Annotated in this window: 12 protein-coding genes; 2 read left to right on the top strand and 10 right to left on the bottom strand. The window is 66.1% G+C overall.

What is annotated here, in order from left to right; all coding sequences use genetic code 11:
- From DA1_RS29860 to DA1_RS19440, 9 genes are all read right to left on the bottom strand, one after another.
- The coding region (locus tag DA1_RS29860; protein WP_218017180.1) for a GTP-binding protein at positions 1-114 on the bottom strand (114 nt) is incomplete at its 3' end.
- A 174-nt stretch (positions 115-288) separates the two neighbouring features.
- Positions 289-2,397 (bottom strand): elongation factor G, encoded by a 2,109-nt coding sequence (fusA, locus tag DA1_RS19475; protein WP_013800248.1) that lies wholly within the window; start codon positions 2,395-2,397, stop codon positions 289-291.
- A gap of 148 nt (positions 2,398-2,545) precedes the next feature.
- Positions 2,546-3,019: a 30S ribosomal protein S7 gene (gene rpsG, locus DA1_RS19470; protein WP_012202326.1), complete on the bottom strand. Its 474-nt coding sequence runs from the start codon at positions 3,017-3,019 to the stop codon at positions 2,546-2,548.
- A 160-nt stretch (positions 3,020-3,179) separates the two neighbouring features.
- A complete protein-coding gene (gene rpsL, locus DA1_RS19465; RefSeq protein ID WP_012202325.1) occupies positions 3,180-3,557 on the bottom strand; it encodes a 30S ribosomal protein S12 in 378 nt (125 codons plus the stop codon).
- A 157-nt stretch (positions 3,558-3,714) separates the two neighbouring features.
- On the bottom strand, positions 3,715-4,884 hold the full coding sequence (locus tag DA1_RS19460) for a D-alanyl-D-alanine carboxypeptidase family protein (protein WP_013800247.1): 1,170 nt from the start codon (positions 4,882-4,884) through the stop codon (positions 3,715-3,717).
- Positions 4,885-4,976: 92 nt separating this feature from the next.
- Positions 4,977-5,612 carry an alpha/beta hydrolase gene (locus DA1_RS19455; protein ID WP_034397885.1) on the bottom strand — a complete coding sequence of 212 codons (636 nt, stop codon included), beginning with the start codon at positions 5,610-5,612 and terminating at the stop codon, positions 4,977-4,979.
- Positions 5,613-5,692: 80 nt separating this feature from the next.
- Positions 5,693-6,067 carry a (2Fe-2S) ferredoxin domain-containing protein gene (locus DA1_RS19450; RefSeq protein ID WP_012202322.1) on the bottom strand — a complete coding sequence of 125 codons (375 nt, stop codon included), beginning with the start codon at positions 6,065-6,067 and terminating at the stop codon, positions 5,693-5,695.
- A 10-nt stretch (positions 6,068-6,077) separates the two neighbouring features.
- On the bottom strand, positions 6,078-7,211 hold the full coding sequence (locus tag DA1_RS19445) for a VanZ family protein (protein ID WP_013800244.1): 1,134 nt from the start codon (positions 7,209-7,211) through the stop codon (positions 6,078-6,080).
- A gap of 31 nt (positions 7,212-7,242) precedes the next feature.
- Complete coding sequence (locus DA1_RS19440; RefSeq protein WP_013800243.1) at positions 7,243-7,671, bottom strand: CopD family protein; 429 nt, start codon at positions 7,669-7,671, stop codon at positions 7,243-7,245.
- Positions 7,672-7,794: 123 nt separating this feature from the next.
- Between DA1_RS19440 and hemB the strand changes: the two genes are divergently transcribed.
- Together hemB and DA1_RS19430 are read left to right on the top strand one after the other, a co-directional pair.
- Positions 7,795-8,802 (top strand): porphobilinogen synthase, encoded by a 1,008-nt coding sequence (hemB, locus tag DA1_RS19435; RefSeq protein WP_013800242.1) that lies wholly within the window; start codon positions 7,795-7,797, stop codon positions 8,800-8,802.
- A 4-nt stretch (positions 8,803-8,806) separates the two neighbouring features.
- A complete protein-coding gene (locus DA1_RS19430; protein ID WP_034397884.1) occupies positions 8,807-10,009 on the top strand; it encodes a magnesium transporter CorA family protein in 1,203 nt (400 codons plus the stop codon).
- Here the strand turns inward: DA1_RS19430 and DA1_RS19425 are convergent.
- Complete coding sequence (locus DA1_RS19425; protein ID WP_034397883.1) at positions 10,006-11,964, bottom strand: sensor histidine kinase; 1,959 nt, start codon at positions 11,962-11,964, stop codon at positions 10,006-10,008. The genes DA1_RS19430 and DA1_RS19425 overlap by 4 nt on opposite strands.

Below are 11,964 nucleotides of genomic sequence, written 5' to 3'. Positions count from 1 at the left end.
CTTGGACAGAACGGTAGCGATAGCAGCCGTCAGGGTCGTCTTGCCGTGGTCCACGTGACCGATGGTGCCAACGTTGACGTGCGGCTTGTTCCGCTGGAATTTTTCTTTTGCCATGATTTCTCCGAAAGAGCAAAACCTGTGTGATGTTTAAGGTCTGCACCCCATTGCTTGGTCGCCCCGCACAGGTGACAGGGCGGCATGGGATCGCAGACCGGCAAAAACCGCAGCACCCCGGCGCCAAAATGCCTGGGTGCTGCGATTCAAAAGCCTTCAATTATACAAAAAAGCTTACTTCGAGCGAGCAGCAACGATGGCTTCGGCCACGTTACGGGGAGCTTCAGAGTAGTGCTTGAACTCCATCGTGTACGTAGCGCGGCCTTGCGTCTGCGAGCGCAGCGACGTGGCGTAGCCGAACATTTCCGACAGAGGCACTTCAGCCTTGATGGACTTGCCGCCGCCGGCCATGTCGTCCATGCCCTGCACCATGCCGCGACGCGAGGACAGATCGCCCATCACGGTACCGGCGTAGTCTTCAGGCGTCTCGACTTCCACAGCCATCATGGGTTCCAGGATGACGGGGCTGGCCTTGCGGGCAGCTTCCTTGAAACCGAAGATGGCGGCCATCTTGAACGCCATTTCGTTCGAGTCCACATCGTGGTACGAACCGAAGGTCAGCGTGACCTTCACGTCCACGACAGGGTAGCCAGCCAGCACGCCGGAAGTCAGCGCTTCGATCACGCCCTTCTCGACTGCGGGGATGTATTCGCGAGGAACCACACCGCCCTTGATGGCGTCGACGAACTCGAAGCCCTTGCCGGGTTCCTGGGGTTCGACCGTGAACACCACGTGGCCGTACTGACCCTTACCACCGGACTGGCGAACGAACTTGCCGTCCACGTCCACGACCTTCTGACGAATGGTTTCGCGGTAGGCAACCTGGGGCTTGCCCACGTTGGCTTCCACGTTGAATTCGCGCTTCATGCGGTCAACGATGATTTCCAGGTGCAGCTCGCCCATGCCGGCGATGATGGTCTGACCCGATTCTTCGTCGGTACGCACGCGGAACGACGGATCTTCTGCAGCCAGGCGCGACAGGGCAATGCCCATCTTTTCCTGGTCGGCCTTGGACTTGGGCTCCACGGCCTGTGCAATCACGGGCTCGGGGAAGACCATGCGTTCCAGCACGATGGGAGCGTCCACGGAGCACAGCGTTTCGCCGGTCGTCACGTCCTTCAGGCCCACGCAGGCAGCGATGTCGCCGGCGCGGATTTCTTCGACTTCCACGCGCTCGTTGGCCATCATCTGCACGATACGGCCGATGCGTTCCTTCTTGCCCTTGACCGAGTTGAACACGGTGTCGCCCTTGGTCAGGACGCCCGAGTACACGCGCACGAAGGTCAGCTGACCGACGAACGGGTCGGTCATCAGCTTGAAGGCCAGTGCCGCAAACTTTTCACCGTCGTCGGCCTTGCGGCTGAGCTTGGTTTCTTCGTTTTCGGGATCGGTACCGGTGACGTCAGGGATGTCCACAGGCGCCGGCAGGTAGTCGATCACGGCGTCCAGCATGCGCTGCACACCCTTGTTCTTGAAAGCGGTACCGCACAGCATGGGCTGGATTTCGGTAGCCAGCGTACGAGCGCGCAGGCCGGCCTTCACGTCTTCTTCGGACAGAGTACCTTCTTCCAGGTACTTGTTCATCAGCTCTTCGCTGGCTTCAGCGGCGGCTTCCACGAGGTTCTCACGCCACTTGTTGGCGGTCTCCACCAGCTCGGCGGGGATCTCGTGGTATTCGAACTTCATGCCTTGCGAGGCTTCGTCCCAGATGATGGCCTTCATCTTGACGAGGTCGACCACGCCCTTGAAGTTGTCTTCGGCGCCGATCGGGATCACGACGGGCACGGGGTTGGCCTTCAGGCGCAGCTTCATCTGGTCAACGACCTTGAAGAAGTTGGCGCCGGTACGGTCCATCTTGTTCACGAAGGCCAGACGGGGCACCTTGTACTTGTTGGCTTGGCGCCACACGGTTTCCGACTGGGGCTGCACGCCGCCCACGGCGCAGTACACCATGCAGGCGCCGTCCAGCACGCGCATGGAACGCTCCACCTCAATGGTGAAGTCCACGTGGCCGGGGGTGTCGATGATGTTGAAACGGTGTTCGGGGTAGGACAGGTCCATGCCCTTCCAGAAGCAGGTCACTGCAGCGGAAGTGATGGTGATGCCGCGCTCTTGCTCTTGCTCCATCCAGTCGGTCGTAGCAGCGCCGTCGTGCACTTCGCCCAGCTTGTGGGTCACACCGGTATAGAACAGGATACGTTCCGTGGTGGTGGTTTTGCCTGCGTCAATGTGGGCGGAGATACCGATGTTGCGGTAGCGCTCGATGGGGGTCTTGCGAGCCATGATGGATCCTTGATCGTATGGAGGGAGTCTCTGCCCGTTCCAGCCTCATGGTGCAGACGGACAGCAGTCTTATCTGGGGATGCTCCTAATCGAGACAAGGCCGCAGGCAAAAATGCATGCGGCCTGTCTGATCGGGAGCGAAGCGCTCTTAGAAGCGGAAGTGGCTGAATGCCTTGTTGGCTTCGGCCATGCGGTGAACTTCGTCACGGCGCTTCATGGCGCCGCCACGGCCTTCGGTGGCCTCGAGCAGTTCGTTGGCCAGGCGCTGGGCCATGGACTTCTCGCCGCGCTTGCGGGCGGCTTCCTTCAGCCAACGCATGGACAGGGCCAGGCGACGCACGGGGCGCACTTCGACGGGCACTTGGTAGTTGGCACCGCCAACACGGCGGGACTTCACTTCGACCATGGGCTTGACGTTGTTGATGGCAACAACGAAGGCTTCCAGCGGGTCTTTGTCAGGGTGCTTCTTTTGAATCAGGTCCAGGGCACCGTAGATGATGCGTTCTGCGACCGCCTTCTTGCCGCCTTCCATGATCACGTTCATGAACTTGGACAGCTCGACATTGCCGAACTTGGGATCCGGCAGGATTTCACGTTTGGGGACTTCGCGACGACGTGGCATTTTTTACCTCTATCTTGCTTCAGTTGGCATCTTTTCAGACACCGCGAGAGTCAACAGGACTCCCACTTACTCGACCCGCGCAAAACACTTGCGTTTGGGGTCACTACGCTGAATCTCGCGCCACGCGGGATACAGCACCTTCCTCGAAAAAACGCAGGGCTTACTTGGCCTTGGGCTTCTTCGCGCCGTACTTGGAACGGGATTGCTTGCGGTCCTTGACGCCTTGCAGGTCAAGGGAGCCACGCACGATGTGGTAACGCACACCGGGCAAGTCCTTCACACGGCCGCCGCGCACCAGAACAACGCTGTGCTCTTGCAGGTTGTGGCCTTCACCACCGATGTAGGAGATGACCTCGAAGCCGTTGGTCAGGCGCACCTTGGCAACCTTACGCAGAGCGGAGTTAGGCTTCTTAGGCGTCGTGGTGTACACACGGGTGCACACGCCGCGGCGCTGAGGGCAGTTTTCCATAGCAGGGCTCTTGGATTTGACAACTTCGACCGTGCGGCCCTGACGCACGAGTTGGTTAATGGTTGGCATTAATAAACGTCCCTAAACGTGAATTGCTTGCGAAAAGCGAAAACGTGAATCCCTTCGGAAATTCCGAAAAGCCCTCGACTGTACCAGCTTGCGGGAGATCGCACAACTGCACCCTCTCCAAGCCAGTACGCGAGGGCCTGCGCGACAGGCGCGGGGCTTACTTGATCCAGAGGCGGATCGCATCCCAGGCCCGGCCGAAGAAGCCTGCCTGCTCCACGCCTTCCAGCGCCACCAGCGGCACTTCGGCCACGGTATCGGCACCCATCTTCACCTTGAGCGTGCCCATGGCCTGGCCCTTGGTGAACGGGGCGATCAGCGGGTCCTGGCGCACGACTTCGGTGCTCAGCTTGCCGCCGCTGCCGGCCGGCACGGTGACCACGATGGGCGTGGTGCGGCCGATCTTGACGGTGTTCGCCTTGCCCTTCCAGACTTCGGGCGTGGCCACGGCCTGCTCGGCATCGAACAGCTTGACCGAATCGAAGGCCGCATAGCCCCAGTTCAGCAGCTTCTGGCTTTCATTGGCACGCGCGTTCTCGCTGGCCGCGCCCAGCACGATGGAGATCAGGCGGCGGCTGCCCACGTTGGGCAGGTCGCGCTTGGCGGTGGCCACCAGGCAGTAGCCGGCGGCGGCCGTGTGGCCGGTCTTGAGGCCATCGACGGTCGGGTCGCGGAACAGCAGCGAGTTGCGGTTGGTGCCGTTGGAGGCCGGCGTACCAGGATAGAAGTACTTCTTGGTCGAGTAGTAGTGCATGTACTCGGGGAAGTCCTGCATCAGGCGCTGGGCGAGGATGGACAGGTCGCGCGCCGTGGTCAGGTGGCCGGGCTCGGTCAGGCCTTCGGGGTTCTTGTAGCTGGTGTTCTTCATGCCCAGCGCCTTGGCCTGCTCGTTCATGAGCCGCACGAAGTTCTCGGCCGAGCCGCCCACGCCTTCGGCCAGGGCCATGGTGGCGTCGTTGCCGGACTGCACGATCATGCCCTTGACCAGGTCATCGACCGGCACCTGCATCTTGGGGTCGATGAACATGCGCGAGCCGGGCATCTTCCAGGCGCGCTCGCTCACGGGCAGGCGCTGCTCCAGCGTGATCTTCTTGGCGCGCAGCGCGTCGAAGACCAGGTAGCCGGTCATCAGCTTGGTCAGCGAGGCCTGCTCGATGGGCGCATCGATGTCCTTGGCGCCCAGCACCTGGTTGGCGGTGACATCGACCAGCAGATAGTTGCGCGCCGCGATTTCGGGCGGCTGGGGCGGGGTGATCTGCGCCAGCGCCAGGGCCGGCGCCATGGCGGCCGCCAGTGCCAGGACTCGCAGCGTGGAGGAAAGTGGCTTCATGAGGAAAACTCTCGCTAAAGGGCAGGGAATGCAGGAAAGGCGAAAACATGCCCGCCCGATGGGGCAGGCCTGTTGAGCAGCGGCGCGGGCCGCTAGGGGAGTGAGCGCAAATGGCGGACCACGAGGCTTTTGAGCAGCGGCAATTGTCCGTGAAAGAAATGACCGCCCCCGGGCACGACGGTAACAGGCAGTATCTGCGGGCGCGCCCAGTCCATGACGGCAGACAGAGGCACCGTGTCATCGGCTTCGCCGTGCACCACCAGGGTCCGGTCATGGGCTTCGGGCGGGACAGGCGCCACGGTGAAACGGCTGGCCGCCGTTCCCACCAGCACCGCCTTTTCCACCCGGCCGTCGTTCCAGAGCCCCGCCAGCACATGGCTGGTGACGAAGGCTCCGAATGAGAAGCCGGCCAGCGAGATCGGTCCTTCGGGGGCGACCTGGCGGACCACGGACAGCATGTCCTGGGCCTCGCCGACGCCTGCGTCGTGCTCGCCGGCACTGGCGCCCACGCCGCGGAAGTTGAATCGCACGGCCGTGTAGCCGCACTGCACGAAGGCACGCGCCAGGGTCTGCACCACCTTGTTGTCCATGGTGCCGCCGAACAGCGGATGGGGGTGGGCGATGATGGCCACGCCGCGCGGCGGTGCATCGGCGGCCGGCGCATCGCGCAGGGCCTCCACGGCCCCGGCAAGGCCGGTCAAGGTCAAACGTTCGGTCTGCGCATTCACAATCGCTATCCTAGTAGTAGCAGCCAATCCAAGCTGACAAAGCACTGATGCCCGGAAAGGCCCAAAGTTCCAGCCGGTGCTCAGCGGCCCACGTCGGGCGGCAGCAGCAGGCGCTCCACGGGCTGGCCGTTCTTGAGGTGGGACTCGACGATCTCGTCGATGTCGGACTCGTCCACGAAGGTGTACCAGGTGCCTTCGGGGTAGACCACGGCCACGGGACCGCCCGCGCAGCGGTCCAGGCAACCGGCCTTGTTCACGCGCACCTGGCCCTTGCCGGCCAGGCCCAGCTGCTTGACCTGCTTCTTGCAGTGGTCAAAGCCCGCCTTGGCGCCGTGCAGCGCACAGCAGTCCTCGCCGTTGGGCCTCTCGTTGAGGCAAAAGAAGATGTGGCGCGCATAGTAGTTGCCTGCGCCTTGCTGGCCGCTGTCGGCCCCGGGACGTGGGTGTTCGCTCATGGAGCGGATTCTAGGCCTGCGGCACTGCAGGCGCCGGGGGCGGCGGCGGTGCCGCATCGCGGCGCGCCAGCCTGAGCAGCACATAGACCAGGGTCGCATAAGGCCACAGCCAGCCCAGCCACTGGCCCAGTCCGTAGAAGCGGATGAAGCGGCCCTGCTCCCAGGCCTGCAGCGTTTCCGAGAAATAGGCGCTGGTGGGCGCCTGGTTCAGGATGCTCAATTGCAGCACCAGCACCAGCAGCAAGAGGGCCGCACAGGCCCGGCGCGGCAGCGGCATGGCCACCATGGCCAGGCCCAGGCCACCCCACACGCCCATGCGCACCGGCAGGTCCACCCACTCCCAGGCATGGGCCGGCCCCCAGCTCAGCGCGGCCGACAGTGCCGAGACACCGATGCCGATCACCACCGCAGAGCCCGCCAGCATGGCGCGCCGGCCCATGTGGCGCATCACGCAGTAGGCCAGCAGACAGGGCACCCACAGGCCCAGCATCACGCACAGCATCTCGGTCACGGGCGACAGCGGCGTCAGCGCGGACTCGCGCAGCGGCAGCCACATGAGGAAGGGCGTGCCTTCAAGCAGATCCAGCAGCCCCTGCTCCAGCCGCTCCAGCACCTGGCCCAAGCCAAAGGGCACGGCGGCGGGAAAGAGCAGCGCCCAGGGCCACAGTGCCAGCAGAACCATGGCGCCGCCGCCGTCCTCGCCCAGCCAGTGGGTGCGAAAGGCGCTCCAGCGCGCCAGCGCGCCCAGCCGCTCCAGCAGCAGCGCCACCAGCGCCCCCAGCAGGGTGCCGCCCGCATTGAGCACCAGATCCAGGTTGGAGGGAACGCGCCGCGGCAGGTAGATCTGCAGGAACTCCATGGACAGCGACAGCAGCGTGCCGGCCAGCGCCGCCAGCGGCACGGCCGCGCGCGGGCTGCCGCTGCGCACCAGGGCCAGCGCCAGGAAAAAGCCCAGCGGCGCGTAGCCGACGATATTGATGTTGATGTCGAACCAGGTCCAGTACGGCGGCGGGATCTTTGCCGTCAGGAAGACCAGCGGGTCAATGCCCTGGGCACGCCAGCCATCGAAAGGAAACAGGCTGGCGAAAACGATGAGCACCGCATAGACCAGTGCCAGCGGCCAGGCCGAAGTCTTTTGCACCACGCCCTGCCTCCCTCTTCGTTGGATCGGTTTCTCAGAAAGGTTTGACGACCACCAGGATGACGATGGCCACCAGCAGCAGCACCGGCACCTCGTTGAAGAAGCGGAACCAGCGGTGGCTGTGCTGGTCCCGGTTGTCGATCAGCTTGCGCAGCAGGCGCGCGCAGGCGTGGTGGTAGCCGATGACCAGCAGCACGCCGGCCAGCTTGGCATGCATCCAGCCGTTGCCCGGCCCCTTGCCGATGCCGTAGCCCAGGTACAGCCACAGGCCCAGGCCCAGTGCGGGCACGGCCAGCAGCGTGGTGAAGCGCAGCAGCTTGCGTGCCATCAGCAGCAGGCGCTCGCGCTCGGCCACCGAGCCGGGCGTGACCATGGCCACGTTGACGAAGATGCGAGGCAGATAGAACAGGCCCGCGAACCAGCTTGCCACGAAAACGATATGAAAGGCTTTGACCCACAGCATGCGGGCAGTGTACGTGCGTACAGGGGTGCGCCAGGCTGCGCAGGCGCAAAAGCCGAGTCCCGCGTGCCGGCGTCGTCGCCAGGGTTGCGGGGCCTGCGGCGGGAATGGGGCACAATTTTCGGCATGCATCTGTCCAGCCCCACCCCCTTCCCGCACAACCGCCCTCGCCGCCTGCGCCGCGACGCCTTCACGCGCAATCTGGTGCGCGAGAACGTGCTCACGGCCCATGACTTCATCTACCCCGTGTTCGTGCACGAAGGCACGAACCAGCGCGAGGCCGTGCCCTCCATGCCCGGCGTGGACCGCCTGAGCCTGGACCTGCTGCTGCCCGTGGCCGAGCAGTGCGTGCAGCTGGAGATCCCGTTCCTGGCGCTGTTCCCCGCCATCGAGACCTCGCTGAAGACGCCCGACGGCAAGGAGGCGCTCAACCCTGATGGCCTGATCCCGCGCGTGGTGCGTGCGCTCAAGAAGGAGTTCCCGCAACTGGGCGTGATGACCGACGTGGCCCTGGACCCCTACACCAGCCACGGCCAGGACGGCATCCTGGATGAGTCCGGCTACATCATCAATGACGAGACCGTGCAGGTCCTGGTGGGCCAGGCCCTGAACCATGCTGAGGCCGGCGTGGACATGGTGGCGCCCAGCGACATGATGGACGGCCGCATCGGCGCCATCCGCGAGGCGCTGGAGGCCCACGGCCACATCCACACACGCATCATGGCCTACAGCGCCAAGTACGCCAGCGCCTTCTACGGCCCGTTCCGCGATGCCGTGGGCACGCGCGGCGCGCTGGGCAAGGCCGACAAGAACGTCTACCAGATGGACCCCGCCAACACCGACGAGGCCCTGCGCGAAGTTGCCCAGGACCTGGCCGAAGGCGCCGACATGGTCATGGTCAAGCCCGGCATGCCGTACCTGGACGTGGTGCGCCGCGTCAAGGACGAGTTCGGCGTGCCCACCTTCGCCTACCAGGTCAGCGGCGAGTACGCCATGCTCAAGGCCGCCGCCGCCAACGGCTGGCTGGACCATGACCAGGTGATGATGGAATCGCTGCTGGCCTTCAAGCGCGCGGGTGCCGACGGCATCCTGACCTACTTCGCCATCGACGCCGCGCGCAAGCTGCGCGGCTGAGCGCATGCAGCCGGTGATGCCGCCCGCGGGAGCCGCTCCCGCCGCCAGGAACATGCGCATCTTCCACCTGCAGCCGGGCGGCGCCACCGAGCTGGCCGCCCTGCCCGACCAGGCGCCCGCGCAGGGATTCGTCTGGATCTCCTGCACCCGCGCCACCTTGCAGGAGCGGCTGGCCGAGGTGCAGCGCACGCTGCAGCTGCTGTCGGGCCAGCAGCTGGTGGACCTGCATGTCTCGGACCTGCTCAACGCCCAGCTGCCCTCGCGCTACGACTACACCTCGCAGTACGACCTGCTGGTGTTTCGCCGCCTGGCCAGCGGGCAGGCACGTGCTGCCCCGCAGGCCGGCACGGCCTCTTCGCCTGCGGCGCAGGCGGCGCCCCCCTCACCTCCCGTGCGCCGCACAGGTCCGCCCGTGCTGCGCAACATCGACACCAGCCCCGTGGGCTTTGCCATGTTCGATCAGGTGCTGCTGTCCGTGCACCCCGACGACTGCACCGTGCGCGACGCCTATGCCGCGCGGCTGCTGGCCGCCGTGCCCAATGACCCGCGCGAGGGACGGCTGAACCCCACCTCCGGCACGCGGCTGCCTGCCAGCCCGCCCGACCTCATGCTGCGCGTGGTCAACCTCATCGTGGACGGCTTCCTGGACCTGCGCCGCGAACTGTCGCGCCAGCTGGACCACTGGCAGACCGAGCTGCTGCGCCCGCGCACGCGCTTTGCCAACTGGAGCGCCCTGCTGGACGCACGCCTGGCCCTGCACGAGCTGGACGAGGTCTGCGAAGACCAGCGCGCCGCCGTGCAGGACTGGACGGACGCGCTGGAGACCTGGGCGCCCCCTGAAGATGCGGCGGCGCTGCGCGAGCTGGACCTGCTCAAGGTGCGCAGCCGCGACGTGCTGGAACACATAGAGCGCGTGGTCCACCACGTGCGGCGGCTGGAGCAAAGCACCGAGACCGTGGTGCAGATGCATTTTTCGGTGCAGAGCAACCGCACCAACGACATCATGCGCACGCTCACCGCGCTGACAGCCGTCTTCCTGCCGCTGAACCTGATTGCCGGCATCTTCGGCATGAATTTCGAATTCATCCCCCTGGTGCACAAGCAGGACGGCTTCTGGTGGGCCATGGGCTCGATGACGACGATTGCCGTGGGCCTGACCGTGTTCTTCTGGCGCAAGCGCTACATGGCGCGCACGGCGCAGGACTAGGGCCCTGCCCGCTCCAGCGGCATCCACAGCGTGAAGCGATTGCCGCCGGCCAGCGGCGCCCAGTCCAGCCGCGCCTGCAGCGCCAGCGCGCGCGTGCGCATGTTCGCCAGTCCCTTGCGGCCCTCGGTGGGTGCCTGGGCGCGGTCGAAGGGGTGGCCGTCGTCCTCCACCAGAACCTGCACGCCGGCCCGGCCTTGCAGCGGGGCCTGGGCCGTGCGCACCGTGATCTCGCGCGCGCCGCTGTGCTTGATGATGTTGGTCAGCACCTCCTGCAGGATGCGCAGCACATGCAGGGCGGCCTGCGCGTCCAGCCAGGGCAGCGCGGGCAGGTCGCTCACCTCCCAGTGCAGCCGCAGCCCTGCCCCCTCCAGGCGCGGCCCCAGCCGGTAGCGCAGCCCGGCCAGCAGCGCCAGCAGGTCGCAGTCCAGCGGCTCCAGCGAGTCGATGGACAGCTTCAGGTCATCGATGCACTCCTGCAGCAACTGCACCAGGTCCACCGTGCCGGCCTGGTTGAACTCCACCACGCGCAGCGCGCTCATCAGCGAGGAGCCCACGCCGTCGTGCATCTCGCGCATCAGGCGCTGGCGCTCCTGCATCAGCGTCTGCTCGCGCTCCACGGCCAGCAGGCGCTCATGGGCCTGGGCCAGCTCCGCCTCCTGGGCCTTGAGCCGTTCCGCCAGATGCAGGTTGGCGTTCTCTGCCACGGCCAGCGCGCCGTTGTAGCGCCGGTAGGCCACCAGCAGGAACAGCGTGAACAGCCCCAGGTACACATAGGGCGTGAGGTAGATGCTCTCTATGCTGATCAGGTAGCTCTGCAGCGCCAGGTCATGGAAGCCGATGGGAAACGACAGCAGCATCCACACCGCCAGCATGGTGCTGCCGCCATCGCGCATGCGCCAGGCGCCCGCCACGGCCATGCACAGCACCAGGATCTCCGGCGGCACCATCAGCAGCCGCAGCAGCGGCAGGATGGTCTCGTGCGCCGGCCCCCACAGCGGCACCGCCACCAGCAGCACCGTGCCCACATAGCCCTGCAGCACCCGGGCCAGCCAGGGCCGGCGCCTGCGCTGCATCAGGCACAGGAAATGGAAGGCCGCCACCGTGGCGCCCATGAGGCCGGCCAGCGTCAGCCAGGAGAACCAGCCGTCCGACAGGGCCAGCCCCTCGCCGTCCACCATGAACTGCAGCGAGCCCAGCAACTGGCACAGCGACATCAGGAAGAACAGCAGGAACACCACATCCCCGCGCCGCCGCTGCAGCGTCCACAGCGCCAGCGCGAACAGGCCCAGCACCAGGTAGGAGCCCGCCGTGTAAACCACCAGATCGGCCTGGAGCAGGCTGCGCAGCCGCCAGGACAGGCGCAGCGACTCGGCCGGCCCCGCCCACAGGCTGGACAGCGCCCCGCCCACGCCCTGCTGGCTGGCCATGCGCACATGCACCTGCAGCGGCCTGCCCGGCTGCGCCAGCCCGCCCAGGTCCAGCCACACCGGCCGGTTGAAACTGTTCCACACCCGGCTGCCGCGCGTCTGCCAGGCCAGCGCCCCGTCCACATACACCGCCACCGTACCCACCGTCTGCCAGCGCGGGATATACAGGCGCGCGCCCTGGGGCGTGGGCGCCAGGGCTTCAGGCGGCACCACGGCGCGGAACCAGCGCACCTCTGGCGGCGCCGCGGCCAGGTCGTCGCTGCCCGACACGGCCCTGTCGCCCCCATAGGGCAGGTCCACATCGCTCCACGGCGTCGATGCATCCAGCACCGCGTCGTCGGCCGACGCAAGCGCCGCAGGCGGCGCCCAGTGCGGGCTGTCCGACCGCCACAGCTGCGCCTGGCGCAGTTGCACCGCTTCGCCTGCGGCGGGGCCACGCAGCCCGAACGCCCCCGCCAGCAGCATCGCCAGCGCCACCAGCCCCGCCGAAACCAGCAAGACCCTCCCCTGCAGCAGCGGCTGCGTCAT

It is taken from the genome of Delftia acidovorans NBRC 14950, from assembly GCF_001598795.1.
GTDB classification, from domain to species: domain Bacteria; phylum Pseudomonadota; class Gammaproteobacteria; order Burkholderiales; family Burkholderiaceae_C; genus Comamonas; species Comamonas acidovorans.
This window is presented reverse-complemented; position numbering and strand designations above follow the sequence as displayed.